General features: G+C 51.8%; 21 protein-coding genes. 4 read left to right on the forward strand and 17 right to left on the reverse strand.

What is annotated here, in order from left to right; all coding sequences use genetic code 11:
• Nucleotides 1–99 precede the first annotated feature (99 nt).
• The 7 genes from OCH80_RS08885 to OCH80_RS08915 all read right to left on the reverse strand — a co-directional run bounded on the left by OCH80_RS08885 (nucleotide 100) and on the right by OCH80_RS08915 (nucleotide 5742).
• Nucleotides 100–645 (reverse strand): cyclophilin-like fold protein, encoded by a 546-nt coding sequence (locus OCH80_RS08885; RefSeq protein ID WP_404540135.1) that lies wholly within the window; start codon nucleotides 643–645, stop codon nucleotides 100–102.
• Nucleotides 646–707: 62 nt separating this feature from the next.
• Nucleotides 708–1538 (reverse strand): exodeoxyribonuclease III, encoded by an 831-nt coding sequence (locus tag OCH80_RS08890; RefSeq protein ID WP_404540138.1) that lies wholly within the window; start codon nucleotides 1536–1538, stop codon nucleotides 708–710.
• 65 nt (nucleotides 1539–1603) lie between these two features.
• Entirely contained in the window at nucleotides 1604–2242 is a 639-nt protein-coding gene (locus OCH80_RS08895) for an HAD family hydrolase (RefSeq protein ID WP_404540140.1), read from the reverse strand.
• 93 nt (nucleotides 2243–2335) lie between these two features.
• Nucleotides 2336–3049, reverse strand: coding sequence for a YjjG family noncanonical pyrimidine nucleotidase (locus tag OCH80_RS08900; protein WP_154549181.1), 714 nt, complete (start codon nucleotides 3047–3049; stop codon nucleotides 2336–2338).
• A 489-nt stretch (nucleotides 3050–3538) separates the two neighbouring features.
• On the reverse strand, nucleotides 3539–4363 hold the full coding sequence (locus OCH80_RS08905) for a hypothetical protein (RefSeq protein ID WP_404540143.1): 825 nt from the start codon (nucleotides 4361–4363) through the stop codon (nucleotides 3539–3541).
• A 141-nt stretch (nucleotides 4364–4504) separates the two neighbouring features.
• A complete protein-coding gene (locus OCH80_RS08910) occupies nucleotides 4505–5161 on the reverse strand; it encodes a histidine phosphatase family protein (RefSeq protein ID WP_154549180.1) in 657 nt (218 codons plus the stop codon).
• Nucleotides 5158–5742 carry an SGNH/GDSL hydrolase family protein gene (locus OCH80_RS08915; protein ID WP_154549179.1) on the reverse strand — a complete coding sequence of 195 codons (585 nt, stop codon included), beginning with the start codon at nucleotides 5740–5742 and terminating at the stop codon, nucleotides 5158–5160. Before OCH80_RS08915 ends, OCH80_RS08910 begins: the two co-directional genes overlap by 4 nt.
• 263 nt (nucleotides 5743–6005) lie before the next feature.
• On the opposite strand from OCH80_RS08915, the gene OCH80_RS08920 reads away from it, so the two are divergent.
• Nucleotides 6006–8120, forward strand: a complete 2115-nt coding sequence (locus OCH80_RS08920; protein WP_404540146.1) for an EAL domain-containing protein — start codon at nucleotides 6006–6008, stop codon at nucleotides 8118–8120.
• Between the two features lie 64 nt (nucleotides 8121–8184).
• On the opposite strand, the gene OCH80_RS08925 is transcribed toward OCH80_RS08920, so the two are convergent.
• The gene (locus tag OCH80_RS08925) at nucleotides 8185–9039 is read right to left on the reverse strand and encodes a DegV family protein (protein ID WP_404540149.1); all 855 of its coding nucleotides are present in this window, start codon (nucleotides 9037–9039) and stop codon (nucleotides 8185–8187) included.
• A gap of 167 nt (nucleotides 9040–9206) precedes the next feature.
• On the opposite strand from OCH80_RS08925, the gene OCH80_RS08930 reads away from it, so the two are divergent.
• Nucleotides 9207–9728: a DUF1836 domain-containing protein gene (locus tag OCH80_RS08930; RefSeq protein ID WP_404540152.1), complete on the forward strand. Its 522-nt coding sequence runs from the start codon at nucleotides 9207–9209 to the stop codon at nucleotides 9726–9728.
• A gap of 60 nt (nucleotides 9729–9788) precedes the next feature.
• Here OCH80_RS08930 and OCH80_RS08935 read toward each other — a convergent pair whose 3' ends face one another.
• The 3 genes from OCH80_RS08935 to OCH80_RS08945 all read right to left on the reverse strand — a co-directional run bounded on the left by OCH80_RS08935 (nucleotide 9789) and on the right by OCH80_RS08945 (nucleotide 14705).
• Nucleotides 9789–11513 (reverse strand): diguanylate cyclase domain-containing protein, encoded by a 1725-nt coding sequence (locus OCH80_RS08935; RefSeq protein ID WP_404540155.1) that lies wholly within the window; start codon nucleotides 11511–11513, stop codon nucleotides 9789–9791.
• Nucleotides 11514–11809: 296 nt separating this feature from the next.
• Nucleotides 11810–12757 carry a glycosyltransferase family 2 protein gene (locus tag OCH80_RS08940; RefSeq protein ID WP_404540158.1) on the reverse strand — a complete coding sequence of 316 codons (948 nt, stop codon included), beginning with the start codon at nucleotides 12755–12757 and terminating at the stop codon, nucleotides 11810–11812.
• Nucleotides 12758–12767: 10 nt separating this feature from the next.
• Nucleotides 12768–14705 (reverse strand): 6-pyruvoyl-tetrahydropterin synthase-related protein, encoded by a 1938-nt coding sequence (locus OCH80_RS08945; RefSeq protein WP_404540160.1) that lies wholly within the window; start codon nucleotides 14703–14705, stop codon nucleotides 12768–12770.
• A gap of 593 nt (nucleotides 14706–15298) precedes the next feature.
• Between OCH80_RS08945 and larD the strand changes: the two genes are divergently transcribed.
• Both larD and OCH80_RS08955 read left to right on the forward strand, forming a co-directional pair.
• Nucleotides 15299–16021, forward strand: a complete 723-nt coding sequence (larD, locus tag OCH80_RS08950; protein ID WP_154549175.1) for a D/L-lactic acid transporter LarD — start codon at nucleotides 15299–15301, stop codon at nucleotides 16019–16021.
• Between the two features lie 438 nt (nucleotides 16022–16459).
• Nucleotides 16460–16996, forward strand: a complete 537-nt coding sequence (locus tag OCH80_RS08955) for a sigma-70 family RNA polymerase sigma factor (protein ID WP_404540164.1) — start codon at nucleotides 16460–16462, stop codon at nucleotides 16994–16996.
• A 108-nt stretch (nucleotides 16997–17104) separates the two neighbouring features.
• Here OCH80_RS08955 and OCH80_RS08960 read toward each other — a convergent pair whose 3' ends face one another.
• The 6 genes from OCH80_RS08960 to OCH80_RS08985 all read right to left on the reverse strand — a co-directional run bounded on the left by OCH80_RS08960 (nucleotide 17105) and on the right by OCH80_RS08985 (nucleotide 21426).
• Nucleotides 17105–17890 carry a hypothetical protein gene (locus OCH80_RS08960; protein ID WP_404540166.1) on the reverse strand — a complete coding sequence of 262 codons (786 nt, stop codon included), beginning with the start codon at nucleotides 17888–17890 and terminating at the stop codon, nucleotides 17105–17107.
• A 375-nt stretch (nucleotides 17891–18265) separates the two neighbouring features.
• Nucleotides 18266–19135, reverse strand: coding sequence for an ROK family protein (locus OCH80_RS08965; protein WP_404540169.1), 870 nt, complete (start codon nucleotides 19133–19135; stop codon nucleotides 18266–18268).
• A gap of 34 nt (nucleotides 19136–19169) precedes the next feature.
• On the reverse strand, nucleotides 19170–20132 hold the full coding sequence (locus tag OCH80_RS08970; protein ID WP_404540171.1) for a type I phosphomannose isomerase catalytic subunit: 963 nt from the start codon (nucleotides 20130–20132) through the stop codon (nucleotides 19170–19172).
• A gap of 127 nt (nucleotides 20133–20259) precedes the next feature.
• Nucleotides 20260–20424, reverse strand: a complete 165-nt coding sequence (locus OCH80_RS08975) for a family 1 glycosylhydrolase (protein ID WP_404540173.1) — start codon at nucleotides 20422–20424, stop codon at nucleotides 20260–20262.
• A gap of 61 nt (nucleotides 20425–20485) precedes the next feature.
• Nucleotides 20486–20833, reverse strand: coding sequence for a hypothetical protein (locus tag OCH80_RS08980; protein ID WP_404540176.1), 348 nt, complete (start codon nucleotides 20831–20833; stop codon nucleotides 20486–20488).
• Between the two features lie 230 nt (nucleotides 20834–21063).
• Nucleotides 21064–21426 carry a hypothetical protein gene (locus OCH80_RS08985; RefSeq protein ID WP_404540179.1) on the reverse strand — a complete coding sequence of 121 codons (363 nt, stop codon included), beginning with the start codon at nucleotides 21424–21426 and terminating at the stop codon, nucleotides 21064–21066.
• Nucleotides 21427–21753: the final 327 nt, after the last annotated feature.

Below are 21753 nucleotides of genomic sequence, written 5' to 3' on the forward strand. Positions count from 1 at the left end.
GTTGGTCGTTCTCAGAAGCTGTAGGCTGCGCGTGAGCACTAGCCTATAAAGAAACTCCCGACCTTGGTCGGGGGAGCATGTCATTTGATTCATATTCTGTCAATCTTGGACGCTCAGCCTGACTTCCTTGGCCTTGCCAGCCGTCTTGACCAGGCTGGCCGCTTCTGGAACTGCCCGCTGCAAGCTCCCCAGCAGATAGAAGCCATTCTTGTACTCCTGGCCTTCCGCGAAAATAACCAGACGCCTGCTCTTGGCATCATAGCCAATTTGCCCGCTTCTGGCAAAGGTCCGCTTCTTCATGTGCTTAGTTGGCAAAAGCAGCTTGCTTTCACTAAGGGCCAGCCGGTTAACCCTGTCCGGATCGAACTTGACCGTCGTCGGCATCCGCCGCTTCAAGGCAAAGCTGGCGGCGGACTTGTTCAAAGTCGCTTCAGCTATTGACCCCTTGCTGATCTTAATCGTGACTTTGTTGACATGATCATGCCGTTTGTCATCGTCGGTTGCCCGCAATGCTTTGCGGTATTCTGTCCCGTCAATGGTTTCTGAGCTCGTTTCCACGCCTGGGCGTGGGCCGCAGCCAACCGCCAGGACGCCGATCAAGACCGCGAGGTTGAGGCTGAGCAATTCCTTTAGATATATCTTCATCCACAACACCTCGTTTTACATTTTATTACGAAGGCTGGGAAAAATAAATGAATTTTCGGAAATCACAAGGAAATTTTTAAATATATCGGACAATGGTCCGCCCGCTCGCCCGTGGAAATCATGTCCGACTCCTCAACCTTGCCGGCGATCCGGTCGGAAACCAGCCAATAATCGATTCTCCAGCCGGAATTGTTGGCCTTGGCCGCGCGAACCCGCTGGGCCCACCAGGAGTACTTGCCAGTCACTTGCCCATGAATCAGGCGGAAGGTATCGGTAAAGCCCGCGTCCAGCAGACGGCCAAACCCGGCCCGCTCTTCATCGGTAAAGCCGGCTGAATGGTGGTTGCTTTCCGGGTGCTTCAGATCGATCTCCTTGTAGGCCGCGTTGAAGTCGCCGCTGGCCAGGACCGGCTTTTGCCTATCCAATTCCTCCAGATACTCACGGTACTTTTGATCCCACTGCTGGCGCAGGTCCAGGCGCTTCAGGCCGGTTCCGGAATTTGGCGTGTAGACTTCGGTCACGAAAAATTCTGGGAATTCCAGGGTAATGATCCGGCCTTCATCGTCCATGGTGTCCGGAGCACCGATGACCGGATAGGTCACCTTCGGCTCACCCAGTTCTTTCTTATATAAATACATGGTGCCAGCGTAACCCTTTCTGGCTGGCTCCTGGCTGGACCGCCAGACGTAGGCATATTCCGGAAAGAGCTCAGCCAAGAGCTTCTGGTGCTTCTTGCTTGGGCCAGCCGCTGGCAGCTTGGTCTCTTGAATGGCCAGCAGGTCAGGCTGCTCAGCATGCACCTTGGTTAAAACCTCGCGCGTCATCAAGGCTCTGGCGGAAGTCCCCGTCAAAGCCGCGTTCAATGAATCAATATTCCATGAAATTAAAAGCATTTTTCCTTCTGTCTTTTCTAGTTGCTTGTCTGTCTCGTTCTATTATCTGCTATTTCCCGGGAAATTTAGAAGCTCAGAATGTCAGTTGGATAGCTGGCCGTAAAGTCCGGCTTTTCCGCGGCCAGCGCGGCCAGGTCAAAGGCGCCCCAGGTGCAGGCACAGGTCTGGCAGCCAGCGTTCTTCCCCATTTTGATGTCGTACTTGGCATCGCCAAGCATGATTGAGTCGGCCAAGTCAAGGTCATAGCGCTTGGCCAAGAGCTCGATTTCATCTGGAGCTGGCTTGTGGTTGATGACTTCGTCAGCACCGACAAAGTCCGTGAAAAAGCTGGTCATATGCAGCATTTCCAGGTTATGGGCCAGTTCGGCGTGGGTCTTGCTGGAGCAGACGTAGAGCTTCTTGCCCGCCAGGAGCAATTCGGTCAGCAGCTTGCTGATCCCCGGAAAGACCTTGACCATCCCATCTTCAAGCTTGTTGTATTCAGCCATCGCTTCCTCAAAGAGGCGGTTTGCCAATTCAGGCTGGTGGCCTTCTCTGGCCCAGCGGGCAATTGAAACGTCGATGGGAATCCCCATGGCGCCATAGACCTCAGCCCTCGTTGGCACCTTGACCCCATGCTCTTCAAAAGTCTTCTGGACCGCGGCCACGTATATGTCACGGGATTCACACAAGGTCCCGTCAAAGTCAAAAAAATAATTTTCCATATTGTTTCCTCACTCCTGATCAGTTTCCTACCAATTATAACCTAGAAAGCAAAAGCGGACCCGCGCCGCGTCCGCTTTTGCAAATCATGTGGCCTAGACCAGGGCGTTAGCCGCGAAGTCGCGCTTGAGAATCCGCTGGAATTGGGCATAGTTGTCGACCGTGAAGAGGGGGTGAAGGTGGAGGGTGTTCTTGCGGTGGCGGTGGTTGTACCAGATGGAGTCAAAGCCATAGCCCGCGGCCCCCAAGATGTCTGAGGACAGGCCGTCCCCGAAGAAGAGGGTTTCGCTGGGGCTGAACTCGCTTCTTGAGAAGAAATAGTCGAAGATTTCCGGGTTAGGCTTCTGCGCTCCCGCCTCTTCACTGGTGACGATCAGGTCAAAGTAATCGTGGACGCCAGCCAGGCGCAGGCGGTGCTCCTGCCCAAACTGCTCCCCGTTGGACAGAATGGCCAGGTGATAGCCCAGGCGCTTGGCGTAGCGCAGGGTTGCCTCAGCCCCAGGAAGCAGCTTGTGGCCATTGTGGAAGTAGTCGTGGAACTCATTGGCCACGTCCATCCCGTCGACTTCAACCCCGCAGTATTTCTTGATCAGGGCCGGAAACATGACCTTGTAGAGCTCTTCCAGTTCAAGCTCCCCCTTCTCCAGCCGGCGCCACAAGCCTTCATTGTAGGCGTGAAATTCCCGCTCAAAGTCGTTGGTAAGCCGCCAGCCGCGGGACTTGAACAGCATTTCCAGGGAATCATGCTCCGTGGCGAAAGTGTCAATCAGAGTATCGTCAACATCCAGAATCAATTGTTTGTAGCGCATAAAACCTCCTGTTTTCAGCTAATCTCAACACACAAATCCGTTTCCGAATTTTATTAGTCCTAAATTCTAACCTAAAAGCCGGTCTAGTTCAATGAAAAAGTTTGCAAACGGCAGGTTAAATCATTGCATCCCGCACCACCACTGCATTTTGTGGTCCTCCCTTAGTAGTTATCTACATCTTGTGGATAACTTGGGAGAATTGTGTGTATATCTTGTACTATTGTCAAAAAAGCTCTAGATCTTGCGTTTTCACGCATTTTTTCAGCCAGCCAAAAAGATATACGTGGTGCAAAATCAATACAATATTTCATTTACATCAGTCGGCTTTAGCTATATCATATTAATTAATAATAGTTTTCTCCTAAAAAGCTGGTCTTACGCGGTCAAAAGCCAGCTAAGCAAGTATTAGCCCAAAAACGTGCTGAAGCCTTTCTCGTCTTCAGCACGTTTTGTCGTTTGTTCAAATTTGCTTTCTGCCTGTTGACTCCCCTACTGCTGGTAGAGACTGACCAGCTGCTCAGCCAGGTCCGGCTGCTTAGGCTCCACGTCGCGGGCAATTTCGATGGCGTCAATCTCGCCGGTGTGGATCTTTTCCACGTTTTCAGGCGACAGGCCCTTGGATTCAATCATTTCCAAGGCCGTCGGCAGGTCGTGGTACTTGTACATCTTTCCCCTAAGCGCCTCTTGCCGGGTCCCGTCCAGCATCCGCCGCAAAAGACGTTCCAGCTCTTTTTCCTGTCCTTCCGGCACGTTGAATTCCATCCGCCGCAGCTGCTTTGGGATGGCCTCTACGGCGTCCTCAGGGCTGCTCCCGTAGCTGACGGAGTGCAATTGGGTCAAGGCTTCAAAGAAGGCCTCTTCCAAGCGGTCGTCAGACAAATCCGGATTGGTGTCCCGCAAATACTGGCGGTACTCCTCAGTAGCCGTGGTTCTTTCGTAGTACCATTCGTTTTCCCGGCGGAGGAATTCGTCCTTGGCCGGCACGTAGTAGACCCGGTCATGCTGGCGGCGCTTAAGCTGGTTGAAGTCCTCGGGCAGGTCCATCAGGACCCAGTCGCCATAGAGATAGAACTCCTCTTCCTCATCATCGTCGCCGTCTTCCTGCTTGGCCAGCTCCTTTTCCCCAGCAATGTTGTAGTCCTGGTTGCTCTGGTCCAGCATGGTGAATTCCCAAAAATCGTCCTCATCGACATTGAGCAGGGGATTCTGGTGCTCAAAAATGTGGTAAGCATGCCGCAGGGGAATTATCCCGTACATGTTGATCATTGAATAAAGATAACGCCTGATCAAGGCTCTGTTTTCGTTATTAATCATTATTTCTCACCTGCCATTTTTATTGGCTTGCTAAAGCTTAACTCGCGTTATTTCTCGTTAAAACTATTATAAATCAGCCCGTTTTCAATGTAAGGGCTAACATTTCGCCCGAGTTCGTGTTATGGTAGAGAATTGCTAAAATCAGACTTCCCGGCCGAATTCTTCCAGGCTGACCTGACCGTCGTCATCCACGTTCAGCACGGTCATTTCCGTGTGCGACGGCAGGCGGCCAGGGATCTTTTGGCCGTCCTTGGCCAAAAGCGTGGCCAGACAGTGGATGGAGCAGGCGTGGCAGACCAGCAGGATATTCTTTGAGTCATCCAGATTGGCCAGCCAGTTAATCCCGCGGCGCAGCCGGTCAACGTAGACCTTGCCCGGCTCCGCGTCTCCTTGCGGGTCGGCCGCGTGAAAAATATCGCCGACTTCTTCCCAGCTGACCCCGTCCGCGACCGCGTCAACCACCCGGTCATACTTGTCATTGCCAAAGGCCTGGTGCACGCCATCAGTGTCGTAGATCGCCTCAAAAAAGCCAAAGAAGTATTCCCGCAGGTCTGGAGTTTCCACCATTTTGACTTTCTGCCAGTTGTCGTTTTCAGACACGATGATCTTGCGGGTATCGCTGGCCCGCTTCAAGTCGCTGGAGGCCACCAGGTCAAACGGAATCTTCTTGAAGGTTTGCCCAATCCGGTGGGCTTCCGCGATTCCGCTCTCAGTCAGTGGCGCGTCTGACCAGCCTTGCAGGCGCCGATACTTGTTCAGGTAGGTCTGGCCATGTCTGACCATGTAAATCTTTTTCATCTTTTCAAACCTTTCTCAGGCAACCATTCTGCCAGCTTCTTGCCCAAGAGCTCATAGCCCGCGCCCCCGAAGTGGAGGCCGTCGTTCAACTCACCGCGGCAAAGCTGGGACAAGCCGCCCTGTCTCATCATTGCTTCAAAGAAGTCCGCGTAGGCACACTGGTACTTCTTCGCTGTTTCTTCCAATACTTTAGCATACTTTGCCAGTTCCGCGTTCCGCCGCACCCTTTGTTTTTCCTCGTCAACGGCCGGACCGGAGACCAGAACCGTCCTGGTTTTGGGATAAAAGCAGACGACCGCGGAAACGATGCTCTCAATATTGCGCCGGTACTGGTCCAGCGGCACCAATTTGTGCTGGGCCGCGTCGTTGACCCCGACCATAATAAAGAGCTGGTCAGCCCGCGGCTGCTTGAAGACCAGATCCCCCAGCAAGGCCAGCATGGCTCCGGAATTGATTCCGCAGATGGATTGGTTGGCAATTTCCAAATCTGGAAAGCGTTCATGCAGAACATGGTTGATTCTTGGCTCATTCAAGCCCTCGTGGCGGGCAAACAGGCTGTCGCCCAATAAAATAACGCGCATTTTCATCCTCGGCTTTCATTATTTTCTTTTCTTATCAGAATTTAGCATTTGCTAACGACCGTCAGCATTGATTTATAATTTTCATCGATTCAAAATGCTGATAGATCAACGTTTTCAGTTGCCTTAACAAAAAAGTTATAATTTTTCGCTTACCAGTGAAGATATTGATGCTATTATAGGTGAGAACAAGTTTATCCGTTTTCACCAAGCAGCAATATGAGCATCTTTATCTGGAAAATTCTCGTAAACAGAGGTTATGGATAATGAATCGATTCAATTATTTTACGCCAGAAACCAAGAAAAGCTATGAGCAGCTCGGTCTCGCCCTCGCCATCTTCAAGAAGTGCAAGGACCAGACAGAGACCCTTTTGGTGTCTGACGGTCTCTGTCAACTATACCACCTTAAGCGCAAAGAGCTCATGGCCTATTTTAACGGAGTGGCTGCCGATGAGCACTATTCTTTGACCAAAAAACGGGTTGAGGTCCTGATCAACCAGCTCTTGGGCGCCGACCGGCAGACCATCACCGTCCGCGTCAAGATCAACAATTTCTACCACACCCTCTTGCTCCACGCCAAGCGGCAGCAATTGGCCGACGGCGGCCTGCTATACTTCATCGATTACTTTGACCTCAGCGCCGACCAGCTGGAAGTAACGCCTAAAGCTGACCGCAACGCGCCAGACGCCCCCCGCTACAAAGACGACCTGACCGGGTTGGTCAACACAACCTACTTGAACCGCTTCGGCCATGACTTCTTGGTCGACAAGCTGGATGAGGGCCTGCGGCCGGTGATCATCCTCTTCAACATCACGGGCATGCGGGCCTTCAACGACCGCTACGACTACCGCCAAGGCGACCGACTCCTGATCAAGCTGGGCCAGATTTTGGTGCAAACCTTCACCAGCGGTCTGGTCATCAAGCACAGTGAGGACCGCTTCATCGTCTTGACCGCGGCCACGGACTACATTGCCAAGATCAAGACTGCCCAGAAGCTTTTTGTGGCTGGCATCAGCAGCTCGCTGACCAATATCAAGGCCGGAATCTATTATTACGAGAACCGCGCGGAAGGCATGGAAGCCGCCCTCGACAAGGCCCGGCAAGCCCTCCAGTACACCGGCAGCGACCTGACCCAGCTCTACCACGTCTATGATTCTGCCGTCCAGGAAAGCTTTGGCAACCGCGACTACGTGCTCACCCACTTCTGGGAGGCCTTGGACAAGCGCTGGATTCGGCCTTACTACCAGATGGAAATCAGAAGCCTGACCGGTCAGATCTGTGGCTATGAAGCCCTGGCCCGGTGGATCGACCCGAACAAGGGCATCTTGAGTCCCGCGACTTTTATCAGCGTGCTGGAAGACATGCACCTGATCAACCTGCTGGACCTGTCCATCGTTGAACAGGTCTGCGAAATGATCCATAACTGTCTTGAGGATGGCATTCCGGTCCAGCCGATCTCCATCAACCTGTCCCGGGTCGACTTCCAAGTCTGCGACATCTTCCAGGAAGTCGACCGGATCCGGAAAAAGCACGACATCCCGCCTTACTATCTGAAGATCGAGATCCTTGAGTCCACCTTGACCCGGGTGCCTGGTCAATTGCGCCTGGCCATGAGCAAGTTCCACCAAGCCGGCTACCAGATCTGGATGGACGATTTTGGCTCCGGCTATTCCAGCCTGAACAACCTGAAGGACTTCAACTTTGACCTGATCAAGATCGACATGATCTTTTTGAAGGATTTTGCCAATAATCCCAAAAGCCGGATCATCCTGTCCTCAATCGTCAACATGGCCAAGCAATTGGGCCTGCACACCCTCTGCGAAGGAGTTGAGACCAAGGAACAGGCCGATTTTCTGCGCGACATCGGCTGCGAGCGTCTGCAGGGCTTCCGCTTCTCCAAGCCTCTGCCCCTGGAAGAGGTGATCAGCCTGATCCATAAAAACGGCTATGGCCACTATGAGCCGGTCGAGCTGAACGACTACTATGACCAGGCGGGCCTGGCCAACCTGCTGGTCGATCCCATGTCAGACAGCAACGTGCTTGACAAGCGCCAGCTGGCCTTGCCGGTCTCAATCATTGAACGGCGCTCCGATGACAGCCTGCGGCTCTACTACATCGACCGCGCCTACCAAAAGCAGCTGGAAGAAGCCGGCTTCAGCCAGGGCTCCTGGCAGGACCAGATCAATTACAGCAGCGTCTACCACCACCTCCTGCTGGACCTGATGAGCGAGAGCCGGCAGACGCGGGTTCCCGCCACCTTGACCTTGAACGGCTTCACGATCAACGTCCGCTTCCTGGCCAAGCACGACGACCGGCAAATGTACGTCTGCACCATTCAGAACTTTGCCCAGTACGTCTACCTGGCCAAAAAATGCCGCTAAATAAAAACTTGTTCAATATCACACCATTTGGTATGGTACTTGAACAAGTTTTTTTGCTTCTATGCTAGATTTCCACGCCGATCATCAAGCCACCTTCTTCAGCGTAAAAGCTGCACAGGCCCCGGCAGTCGCCAAGGGTGATCTTCGCGCCGGGAAAATCCGCCAGGGCGATGTCGTGGAAGGATTCCGCCCCTTCCAGATTGCCCGCGTGGTTGATCACCATCTTGCCCCCGCGGTAGCCCTGGTCCTTGATGATCCGGGCCAGGTTCTTCCAGGCCTTTTTCTCGCCCCGGGCCTTGCCCAGCGGCACAATCAATCCCTTATCGGCCCAGCCGTAGACGCAAATCTTCAAGAGGCCGGCAATCCTGGCGGCTGCGGGTGCTACCCGGCCGTTGTTGGCCAAATTGGTCATGGACTTTAGGCAGAAAAAGAGCTTGACGTGTTCTTGCAGGTAATCGTTGACCGCGGCCACGACTTCCGCGAAGCTCTTGCCCTGATCCTTGAGTTCGGCCACCTTCTGCATCCCCAGATACTCGCCCGGTCCCGCGCTCCGGCTGTCAAAGACGTGGATCTTGATCTGCTGTCCAGCTTTTTCCTGGCTTTCATACTTTTCCAGGAAAAGCTCAGCCGCCTGGCGGGCGGAATTATAGCTGCCGGAAAGCTCCGCGGAAATGGTGAACACGTAGATTTCGTCCGCGTCCTCGTAAGCCGTCAGCCAAGAAGTGATGCTGGGACAGGCAGATGAGGTCTGGATCCCGGAGCGCGCGGCCTGGTTGAAGGCCGCCTGGTCGAAGCTTTCATCGTCAGTCCAAGTCGTGCTCCCTTGAATCAGGCTCAAGGGCACGATCTGGGTTTCATAATTGCCAAGGCGGCCAGAAGTCAGATTGGCTCCGGAATCCGCCACGATTTTCACAGTCATCTTGTTTTGTAATCCTCACTATCGGTTTTTGAAAAACTTGTTGTTAGGAACAAGTCTACCGCAAAAACTGCCAGTGTCAAGTTTTTTAAAAACCGGTCAAAGAATTTGCTATAATCTGAGATAGAAAAACGTTCGCGCGAAGATTTAGCATGCCGGAGATGATTGCATTGAAGAAAACCGTTGATGACCAAAAGATTGCCCAATCGCTGCGGGACTTCCACCTGCCCCGCTATGAAGACCTGCCCAGCATGGGCCTGTACCTGGAGCAGACCGCCAAGTATCTCAACCGCCAGCTGGCGCCGCTTGAAGACGTCCACCTGACCGCCTCCATGATCAGCAACTACGTCAAGCACGACTTGATCTTCCCGCCCAACAGGAAGCTCTACAGCCGCCAGCAGCTGGCGGAATTGACCTTTATCGCCATTTCCAAGAACGTCCTCCCCCTGGCCAACCTCCGGGAAGCCCTCAGAATCCAGCGTGAGACCTACGACACGGCCACGGCCTACAACTACATGGCCGACGAGCTGGAAAACGTCCTGGCCTATGTTTTTGGCCTTAAAGCGCAATTGGCAAAGACCGGCAAGGACCATAACGAGTACAAGCGGATGCTGCGCAGCGTCATCATGACCGTCAGCTACAAGGTTTACTTGGACAAGTACTTCAGCGAGATCACGCCGGGAAATGAATAATAAGCAAAAAAGCTGGAAGCATGACAGATTGCTTCCAGCTTTTGCTTTTGCTGTTAACTTTTAGCCGATCGTGGTCATCGTCTGGTAGATCAGCAAGCCATAGTGGCTGTTCTTGACCAGGCTGACGCTGGCCATGACCAAGACGCGCGCCCCGTCTTTGGTGATGACACGGTAGCGCAGCTGGCGGACCTGCCCCAGGTTCTCCTCTTTGACAAAGTCTTTCAGCCAGGCACGGACGCGCTCCAGGTCCTCTGGCGCGACCACGTGGCTGACGTGTTTGTTGATCGTGTCATAGAAATTCCACAAGTTCTTGTAGCCCAGCAGGTCCAGGGCCTGCTGGTTGGCAAACAGAATCCGCCCGTCCTTCTCTGGCTGGATAATCAGCAAGGCCGTCGGCATATGGGCCACGACGTCGTGCAGGTTGAAGGCCAGCTGCGAGCGCAGGATCTGCTTGCCCTGGCCGGAATAGCGCTGCATCCCCTTCTTCCCGTTCAGCTTGACGTCATACAAGGCTTCATCAGCATGGCTGATCAAAGTCTTAAGCGACTCGCCCTGATCTGGATAGTCCGCGTAGCCCAAGGACAAGGAATAGACAATGTGGTGGCCATTGTGGTCCAGTTCGTGCGGGGCATCAACGATCTTCTTGAAGACGCGCTCTGCTTCCGGAGCTGTTTGCCCCAGCAGGGCCAGCAGGAATTCATCCCCGCCGCTGCGGCAGACAAGGCCGCTCTCCCCGGCCGCTTCTTTCAAGGACTGGGCCAGCTGCTTTAAGACCGCGTCACCGGTTTGGTGGCCATAGTAGTCGTTGAAGAACTTGAAGTCGTCAACGTCCAAAATAGCCAAAGCAAACGGCTGCTTTGGCCGGCGACGCTGCTCCTTTTCCATAGCCTCCTCAAAGCCCCGCCGGTTGTAGATCTGGGTCAAGGCATCGTACCTGGCGGCCCGGCGCAGATCAAATAAGATGCCCAGCCGCCTGATGACGACCATGGTCAAGATCAGCAATAGCAGGTCCACGAGCAAGGCATAGGCCAAAAAGCGCCGGGTTTTCCGCTTGTAGTTCCACCCGCCTGTTGGAGCCAGGTCAAAACGCCAATGGCTGCCGCCCTGGCTGATCTCAAAGCTGTAGCTTTGGGGATTTTCTGGCTGCTTCTTGGACGCGAGAACCACTGCTCGCTCCTGGCTGCCAGGAGCCAGGTTCTTGGTCAGCTTGTAGTCAACATGGGCTATTTTCAAGCTGGCGGTCGTAATTTTCAAGATTTCCGAAATTTTGACTTCACAAGCCGCGTAGCCCCAGAGAACCTTCCGGCCCTGCTGCTTCAGGAAAATCGGCTGGTAAAGAATGAAGCCGCGGCTGCCGTCGCTCAAGTCCACCGGCCCCTGAATGACCATCTCATCGTGCTTGGCCGCGTAGCGGCGGGCCAACTGACCGCTTTTGGCCCTCATCGTTTTAGCCACCCTGTGGCTGTTTTCTGGATAGAAAAACCGCTCGATGTCCCCTTTTTGGGGCAAAAGCTGGAGGCTGACCGCGTACTTCTGCCGCGCCACCAGCTGCTTGGCTATGGCTTTAAAATTACTGATCTTGCCGTTGCTTTGGGCCGTAATCAGCCGCAATTCCGCGGTCATGGTCTGGGCCCGGTTCAGCTCCTGGCTGGCCGTCAAGGCAGTAGTCTTCGCGACTATTTTGGCCTTGGTCAATTCGTCTGTCTTGCCGCGCTCATATTCGCTTTTGGTCAGACCATAGGTGCCCACGGCCATAATTGCCAGCACGATCGTCAATAAGAGCACGCCGTATTTTTTCTCCCAGTGGCTTTTGCTTTGTTCCCTAATAATGATTCCACCTTTATTTTTATCACTTAGTTTTCTTATCATATCACATTAGCTTGCATAACAGTTTCCTTATTATCGCACATAGTTTTCCAAAAAGCCATCTGCCGGCATCAAAGTTATCAAAAAGGCAAAAAGCAGCATTTTTCTTGCTAAATCAGCACTTTTCGCGTGCATATTATTATTCTAATAATACAATGATCATTTGTAAAAAAAGACCAAGCTTCCGCTGGCGAAGGCTTGGTCTTTGCTTGTCTTTAGTCGATCTTCTTCACGTCGTCGATATTGGATTCACGTGAAATATAGTGCGGCCGGCGCTTGCTCTCCATGTAGACCTTGGCCAGGTACTGGCACATGACCCCCAGAGACAGCATGATCAAGCCGCCGATAAAAATGATCACGCAGATCAGCGATGCCCAGCCGGCAACCGGGTCGCCAACGGCGATCTTTCTGATAATGATCACGATCAGCATGATGAAGGCCACAAAGGTCATCAAAATCCCCATCCATGAGGACAAGGTCAGCGGCACCAGGGAGAAGTTGACGATTCCGTCCAAGGCATACTTGAACAGCTTCCAGAAGTTCCACTTGGTCTCCCCGGCCACGCGCTCCACGTTTTCATAGGGCAGCCAGTAAGTCTTGAAGCCAACCCAGCCGAAAATCCCCTTGGAGAAGCGGTTGTACTCGCTCATTTCGATGATGGCGTCCACCATGTCCCGCTTCATCAAGCGGAAGTCCCGGGCCCCGTCAACGATGTCGGAGTCGGAGACCTTGTTGATGATCTGGTAGAACTTGTGGGCAAACCAGCTGCGGACTGGCGGCTCGCCCGACCGGTCTTCCCGGCGGGTAGCGACGGAGTCGTATTCGCCTGAGTCCAAAATAGCGATCATCTTCGGCAGCAGGGCCGGTGGGTCCTGCAGGTCGGCGTCCATGACCGCGACATAGTCGCCGTGGGCATTGACGAAGCCAGCGTACATGGCCGCTTCCTTCCCGAAGTTTCTGGAAAAGGAAATGTAGTAGACATGCGGGTCTTTTTTGGCAAAATCCTTGAGGATTTCCAGTGTCTTGTCCCGGGAGCCGTCGTTGACAAAAATCAATTCATAGTCGTTTTTCAGTTCCTGCATCACTTTCGTGACGACTGGGTAGAACAGGGGCAAAGCCTCTTCTTCGTTGTAGCAGGGAACGATGATTGAGATCTTCTTCATAATGTTGCTGCTATGCCTTCTTTTCTTCTCTCTTCTTGAAAAAACCGCCGCGCCAAAGCAGGCCCCAAACGACCGCGGCAAATTGCCCTAGCAAAGAGACCGCGATGGCCAACTTGATCCAGAACGGCGTCTGGAATTCCAAGTAGGCGGTGTTGGTGCCCTTGGTCTTTTCGGGAACCGTTGGGGCGCCAACCCGGTTGCGCTTGTACTTGGTCAAGACCCGCCCGTTGACGGTCAGTTTGGACTGCTTGTAGGTAATGACTGGCAATTGCTGCTTGTGCTTGCCCTTCTTGGCCTTCCAGGTCAATTTCAAGCCGTGCTTGACCGCCTTGACCTTGACATTGCGGTTGTGGTTCATGACGGACTTGCGATAAGCGGCGGTAATCTTGGAGTTCTCCATCGTATAATACTGCTTCCACTTGTAAGTGTACAAGTGGCTTGGCACGTCAGGCTCTGGATCCCACTTGTAGACCGGCAGGTAGTCCGGAATGGCCTTCTCGGTCATGTCTAGGAAGGCTTGCAGGTCATGGGCGTGAGTGGCCGCGTTAGTGTCCACCAGCGCTTGCTTGCGCTGGTCATCCAGCTTGACTGGGTGATAGGCACCGTAGTCTTCCATCGCCTTCTTTTTCTTCTTTTTCTTCTCGCGGGAGCTGGTCTTTTGGGTCTCTTCGCCGAATTTGGTGTTCCGGCTGCGGCCAACGTTATTTTGGTAACCGGTCCAGGCATTGGCAGTCAAGATGACGACCAGGCAGTCGGCTGCCGCGAAAGTCAATAGACCGAGCGAGGCATAGGCCGCGGCCTTGACCCACTTTTGCTTGCGGCGCAGGATGTGCTCAAACGAAAGACCCAGCCCAACGATCAGCAAGGGGTAAGCGATGCAGACGAAACGGGATGGGAACTGAATGAAGCGGGCCAAGGCCGGCAAGTGGTTAGTGATCCGGTCCCATTCAACCAAGCGGGAGGCCAGAAGCAGCCAAAAGCCCCCATAAAGCGAGACGACGACATTGGCCCTGCTTTCCTTGCGCGTCCAGATCGCGTAGATAACCTGGGCGATAAAGGCGTAGGCCAGCCAGTAAGTCAAGCTGGCCCGCAGGTTGGAGGCCAGAATTCTAAACGGGTGGAAGGCCACCGTGGTGTGTTTCAAGTGGACCGCGTTTTCCAGCATCCTCATCGTCGCCGTTGGCGCCAAGGTATTGGTCTTGGACATCCAGTACAAAGGCAAGAGGGCATTAGCCGTCAAGAAGATGGTCAAAAGAACCGCCTTCAAGGTGTTCAGCAAGATCCCCCGCTTGTCTTCGCGCTTGATGATGGCATAGAGCCAGGCTGGCACCAGGAAAGCCATGTACATCAGCGCCGTGAGCAGGTGGACTTCCAAAGCGACCGTCATCAGGATGGTCAGCTTGATCCAGTGGATTGGCTTCTCTTTGTCATAGAACATGTCGCAAGCGACCAAAATCCCGTAAGGCATCAAGGCAGCGCCGATGCCGGAGAAGTTGGAGCCAGACTGCCAGCGCGGCAGCCAGCCGATAGTCATGTAGATGATCGTCACCAAAACGGCAATGCTGCCCCGTACATTAAAGCGGCGGACGGCCCTGTACATCCCCACGCCCCCGACCGCGAAGACCAGGAAGCTGGTGATAATTTGATATCGGTACCAGGTCCCGACCGCCAGCAGCAGCAACCCGTTCAAGTAGGCAAAGGCCGGGCCGTAAAGTGCGTTGATTACCCGGCCTGAGTGGCTAAACCCGTACAGGGTCATGAACCAGCTAAGGTTGCCGTTTCTAATTTGCTCCTCGGTTTCATAGAAGCGGTTGAAGTGGAAAATCGTATCGGAACCGATAATGATGTTCCCTGTTCGCATCTGCCGGTAGGCTAAATAGGCGGCAAAAAGAACGACCGCCAAATACGGCCAACAGGCCGCATAGTTGATCTTTTTGAGCTTTTTCATATTTATAGTCTTTTCCCTTTCTTCGACTAATCCGATGGCAGGGTATGCCAAATAAGCATATATCCTGCCTCGACATATTCCTAATAATACTATAGTTTCTGTGTTTTTCAAAAAAATGCGGCTAAAATTAAGGTAAGTATCATAAAAGCTGCCGATTATGCACGCCTTTGCATAAAAAGGCGTGCATAAGTGCTAGCGCGCAAAAAAAGACAGCCAGGGGATGGCTGTCTTCTAGGTAGTGTATATATGTTGTGTATGTGTATATCAGGGAAAGAAAAATATAAAAAATAGAGTTCATAGACTAAGATCTCTCTTGTCTATGCTTCATATCATACGGGGAAGTTATGAACAATTTGTGAACACATTTCTCCTCTTTCGTGAATTTTGCTTAACAAAATGCTAACTTTTACGAGATTGGACCTTTATGACAATTTTCTCCGCTGCTGTTGCACAAAATCCTTTTTTTGTCAAAAAAATTGCCGCGAATCTTGAGTTTTTGCAACAATTTCTATTTCTTTTAGTCTTTTTGGCGTGTATAATGTTCTTGTTATTGTGTTAAAAAATTTGATTATTGTAATAAGGAGAACAGGATTTTGTTACAAAACCTCTTGTATGAGTTCTTGTCAACCGGACTCATGATTCTTTTCGGTGTCGGCGTTCACTGCGACGAAGTATTGAAGGACACTAAGTACCACGGCTCAGGCCACGTTTTCGCCATCACTACCTGGTCATTCGGCATTACTGCCTGCCTTTTCATCTTCGGCGGTGTCTGCATGAACCCAGCAATGGCTCTTTGCCAAGCAATCTTGGGCCTGATCCCATGGTCAGCCTTCATCCCTTACACGATCGCTGAATGCCTTGGCGCCTTTGCTGGTGCCTTGCTCGCCTACTTCATGTACGCTGACCACTTCAAGGCTTCAGAAGGCAACGTTGACGGCATTGCTACCCGCAACATCTTCTCAACCAACCCTAACCTGCGCAACCTGCCAAGAAACTGGATGGTCGAAATGATCGCCACTACTGTTTTCTTGACTGGGATCCTGGCAATCGTGGCCAAGTTTGAAAAGTTCGGCCAAACTCCACTGCTGGTTGGTCTCCTGGTATGGGCCATCGGTATGGGCCTGGGCGGTACCACTGGGTTCGCCATGAACCAAGCGCGTGACCTCGGTCCTCGTCTGGCTTACCAAATCCTGCCAATCAAGAACAAGGCCAACAACGACTGGCAATACGGCCTGATCGTTCCAGGCACGGCACCATTTGCCGGTGCTCTGGTTGCCGCGGCCTTCGTTAAGTACGTTCTGAAGCTGACTTTCTAAAATCAGCCAATAAATCTCAAAAGATTAGGACGCTCATCTAAATTAGATGAGCGTTTTTTGGTATTTGGGCAATCGAATGTGGGAAAATCGCTGCAGTTGGGGGCTTTTCGGAAATCATTTACGCTTCAGCAGCTCGCTGCTGTGATTTGAGATACAAAAAAGGCTTCTAGAAGTGACAAAACTTCTAGAAGCCTTTTTATTCGTTAGAGTTTTTCCCAGATTCTTTTTGCATGCTTTTTTACCCAGGACGCGGGCGGCCAAAAGCTTGTTCTTACAGGATTCTTGTTTTGTAAAGGCAAACTTGCTTGCTGGTCTGGCGGCGTTTTAAGCGCTTTCGCGGCTGGAAGAAAGCAGCTGGCAGACAAGGTAAGCTAAAGGTGCGCAAGGCCTTGTGACAAACTGACAAATTACCAACAGATTTTAAGGAGCGTCACGAATATGCAGCACCAACACTTAACCATCAGTCAAAACAGCCTCAACCGGGCCTGGGCCAACAAAAAGCTGGTCGCCGGAGCACTGAAGACCGCCCACGTGCGGCCGTCCTACAGCAGCTACGAAGACCTGCTCCAGGACGGGATCCTGATTTATGCCCAAAGCCTCGATGAGGCGCCGAAATGCCAGGATCCAGCGGTCACCGACCGCTTTGCCTTCCGCCGGGTCTACTGGCGGACCCTGGACCAGCTGCGCCGCCACCAGCGCGACGAAGAAGCCGCGACCCCGCTGGACTTTGCCTATGACCTGGCCAGCTTGGACGAGTTCGAGCACACCGAGCGCGGCCTGCTGATCAAGGAAGCCCTGGAGCATTTAAGAGAGCCTGAGTACCTGGTCATCACCCTCAACCTCTGCAACGGCTTGAGTCTGAAGGAGATCGCCCAAAAGCAGCAGCTCTCCTACCGGACCGTCAACCGCCTCAAGCAGCACGGCCTCGACCAGCTCCGGCTGGATTTGGCCTGCTTGAAGGAAGATCTGGACTAAGCAAGGGCAAGCACCGGAAAAGCAGCAAAATCAGCAACAACTAACAAGCCATTAAAATTGACGATACCTAAAAACGGTTATTTCCTGGGAAATAACCGTTTTTCTTTGTCAGCAATGCCACTGGTGCTTCTTGCGATTCTCCCGCCAGAAGTAGTCCAGGTCCCCTACCTGTTCATCCAGCCACAGCTCATCGCCGACCAGGTGCAGATAGTCCTCCCAGCAGGTCTGGCGGACCTGGTCCGCGGCCTCCTTGACCGCCAGGCATTTTCCAGTCTTCAGCTGCTGGTCAAGCAGACTTCTTTCCGCCAGCTGGCGCTTGCTCTGCCTTTGGGCGATGCAGGCTCGGCAGCCAAAGAACTCTTCCGTCTGGTGCAGCCAGGATCCAATCAGGGCATTGTGGGCTATCGCTTCTCTTGCAGCCTTGCGGGCCCTGGCAAAAGTACGGGGGTATTCCAGCAGGAAGCAGCGGCAGCCGCTTTGGTCGACAAAGGCCATCTGGCCGTCAAGCTCCCGGATGGACCGGACCTGCTGGAGGGCGATCAAATCCACCCGCCCGCTCTTTAAGGCCTTGGGCGAAAACAGGGCATAGTGCCCCAGAGACAAAACGTGCTGGTCGCGCAGACCCAGCTTGTCATAAGCCAGATGCTCCAGCGGCCATAAGTCAAAGGGACAGCTGGCCAAGAGCTGGCGCAGCAGGCTGCTGGTGCTGGCTGGAGACAGCAAAAAGCCCTGCTCCTGGTCAAGAATCAGGCTCTTAGGGCCATTTAAGCCCAAGCCCGTCAAGTCATAGGCCACGATCGTGGCTGGGCTCAGGCGGTAGTTTTGGGCCATTTTTGGACATTGTTTTTCTTCGCTGATCAATTTGACCAGCTGCTTCTTATCATAAACGCGCATTGTGCAGTCGCTCCTTTTGTTTTTTAGTGATTTACGGGTTTGACTGCATCCAAAACTTTTCTAGGCTAATATATCATTTCCCGGGGAATTTTTAAAGCGCTAACATGCTCTCGCCAGCCTATTTATTTTTCCTGTCTGTCTTTTTGCGAGCCTGCTTGTTCTCATTGCTTCACAAATGGTTTATCATTATTCTGTTGGATATATGCCACATTATTTCCTATTTGTTTCAGCAGATAGACCTGAAAGAAGCGCACCTGAAGCAGGCCAGTCAGACTTATCCACATTTGGATAAAAGCTGATTTTTCCAAAGCAAAAGAAAACCGTTGATCACGCGATCAACGGTTTTCTTGTTGGATTTGCTTCTGGCTTAACTGCCTATTTCAGCAGGTTCTTGGCCAATTCAAAGTCGCCCAGGGTTGCTGAGCCGTTGTTGGCCACGGCTGGCCGTACGATCAGTTCATCCAAGTCAGGCGTTGCAACGTAGTCGTTGTTGAGCTTGGCAAAGAATGCGCGGACCCCCTTGAGGTCGTCTTCGGTTAAGACTGAGCCGCCAACGACCATCACGTCTGGCCGGGTGGTCAGGTAGGCGTTGAACAGGCATTGGGCCACGTAGTATTGGATGTAGGTAAAGACCTTGTTGTCGCGAGCCAGTTTTTCGCCCTTGATGCCAGTCCGCCCTTCCAGGCTAGGGCCGGCCGCCATCCCTTCAACGCAGGCGCCATGGAATGGGCAGTGGCCTTCATAGTCGTCGCCTGGGTAGCGGACGACCGGCATGTGGCCCATTTCCGGGTGGTTGTTGTAGCCAATGAAGTGGCCGTTTTGGATAATGCCGCCGCCAATGCCAGTCCCAATGGTGATGTACAGGTAGGTCTTTTCATTGTTTCTGCCGCGGGCCACGTATTCCCCGTAGCAGGAGCCGTTAACGTCTGACGTCAGGAAGACCGGCACGCCAAGCTCGCGCTCAAAGGTTCCTTTCAGGTCGGTCATGGACCAGCCTGGCTTTGGGGTCTTCAAGATGTAGCCATTGGTCTTGGAGTTCGGGTTAATGTCTACCGGACCAAAAGATGCAATGCCCAAGGCGGCTACCGGGTGCTCCTTGAAGAATTCCACGCTCTTTTGCAGGGTTTCTTCAGGGGTCGTGGTTGGGATCCGGCCTTCAGCCACGATCTGGTTGTTTTCATCAGCTACCGCCAAAACGAACTTGGTACCGCCAGCTTCAACGCTGCCTACAAATGTGTTAGTCATAATTTCACCTATACCTATTTAATACAAAATAAAACTAAGCTTCATCGCCAGGCTTAGAGCCAATGATGAGCGCCTTGCCTTCTAAAGTATAGCGGGAAATCGTGGTTGGCAGAATCAGGTGATCGCCTTTCTTAATATCATAAACTTGATCACCAATTTTCAGCTTGCATTCACCGTCAATTACTGATAAAAGACGGTACTTGCCGTCATCGATCGTAAAGTCCCCGCGCCCGGCAACGTCGAGCTTGAAGACGCCAAAGTATTCCGCCATCACGAATTGGGTGACGTGCACGCCGCCAACGTCCCATTCCTTATGGTTGAGCTTAGGCATCTTGAACGGCACTTCAACGGTATCGATGGATTGCTGCAGGTGGAGCTGGCGCAGCTTGCCGGTCTTCTTGTCAACCCGGTCAAAGTCGTACATCCGGTAGGTCGTGTCGCTGGACTGCTGGGTTTCCAAAACCATGATTCCAGCCCCAACCGCGTGCACCATGCCGTGCGGCACGTAGAAGAAGTCGCCTTCGTGAACTGGCACCGTCCGCAGGAGCTTCTTCCACTCCTTGTGGTGGATCATGTCCGCGAATTCTTCCCGCGTCTGGGCATTGTGGCCGTAGTAGAGCTTGGCGCCAGGCTTGGCCTTGATGACGTACCATGATTCAGTCTTGCCCAATTCTCCCTCGTGAATCCGGGCATATTCATTGTCCGGGTGCACTTGGACGGACAAATCTTGGTTGGCGTCCAAAATCTTGGTCAAAAGCGGGAAGACATCGCCCTTGGCGTTGCCGAAAAGCTCCCGGTGCTGGTCCCACAATTCATTCAGCTTAATGCCCTGGTAAGGGCCGTTCTTGATGCTTGCCGGGCCGTGCGGGTGGGCTGAAATCGCCCAAGCTTCACCGGTATGGTCACTGGGAATGTCATAGCCAAACTCGTCGCGCAGGCCAGTGCCGCCCCAGATTTTTTCATGAAAAACTGGCTCCAAAAATAATGGTTCTGCCATTTGCATTTAGTCTCCTTTGCACCTTCGATTGTGTTTCCGCTTGCTTATTTACTCCATTAACATCATAAGCTATTTTGCGGTCGGATTGGGAAAAAACAGCGAAAGTTCTTGCAAAAAACAACAAAAATCAATCCGCGTCCAGCTCATTGCTGTCGCTCAGCTTCCGGTACCAGTAGGCTGACTTCTTCAAGGTCTTCTTCTGGGTGTGAATGTCGTCGCGGATCAGCCCGTAGCGGTTCCGGTAGGCATTCATCCAGGACCATTTTGACTGTCCCATCAGATTAATTAGCATTATGTAAAATATCCCGAATTTTAACTTTTTCATCAGGACCTTATATCTGTATTTCAGGCCATTAATCCTTTGTGCTCTCGCTATGGAACCTGCCCAACCTATTTGCTCTCGCCATGGCACCTGCCCAACCTAATCTGGGATGCGAATTAAGATATTGTAGCTTTTCAGTTGCTAATTGTTTAGTAGTTTCATTTTCTGTATTTTTCAGTATTAATTCTAAATCCACTTCATAAAGGTCGGTTTTTTTAAGTAGCTTTTCAGCTGCTAATTGTTTAATAGTTTTATTTTCTGTATTTTTCAGTATTAATATTAAATCCTCTCTAGAAATGTCGGGTGTTTTAATTGATTTAATTAACCCGTATTGCTTTAAAGCCATTAATCGTAGTTGATCATCTAGTATACTTGACATCTGTTTCTCCTGTTTAACGTCACTGGGACTTTGTCGCAAAAAAAACCGTGCTCGATATACGAACACGGTTAAGTGACGTATATCCGTTTACAGTGGAGCACCTTACCGGTCGGCAGGTTGCTGCTAGGTCAAAGTGTGTAATCACTCACTAGCTCTTGATATAACACGTGATTTAATTGTTAGTTTAACTTTATAATATTTATTTGCTAATGTCAAGGCATTTCTTAAGTTTAATTAGCATTATGTAAAATATCCCGAATTTTAACTTTTTCATCAGGGGTAGCATTCTTATATCTGTGTTTCAGGTCATTAAGACTTCGTACTCTCGCTTTGGAAGCTGCCCAACCTCTCGCATCATGTGATCTGCGATACGAATTCAAACTCTCTTGGATGGCCTGACTATTAAGATGTTGCAGCTTTTCAGTTGCTAATTGTTTAATAGTTTCATTTCCTGTATTTTTCTGTATTAATTTTAAATCCGCTTCAGAAATGTCGGGGTTTTTAATAAGCTGTTGCAGCTTTTCAGGTGCTAATTGTTTAATGTATTGTTTTAAAGCCCATGATTGTAGTTGATCATATAGTATACTTGCCATCTTTTTCTCCTGTTTAACGTCACTGGGACTTTGTCACAAAAAAAACCGTGTTCGATATACGAACACGGTTAAGTGACGTATATCCGTTTACAGTGGAGCACCTTACCGGTCGGCAGGTTGCTGCTAGGTCAAAGTGTGTAATCACTCACTAGCTCTTGATATAACACGTGATTTAATTGTTAGTTTAACTTTATAATATTTATTTGCTAATGTCAAGGCATTTCTTAAGTATCCAAGCAAAAAAAGAGCCAGACTTCCGTCTGACTCTTGCTTTCGCGCGGCAGCGCCCTATCCTCGCAGGCAGTTTCCCACCAACTACTTTCGGCG

It is taken from the genome of Lactobacillus sp. 23-2 (assembly GCF_044902225.1).
GTDB classification, from domain to species: Bacteria; Bacillota; Bacilli; order Lactobacillales; family Lactobacillaceae; genus Lactobacillus; species Lactobacillus absianus.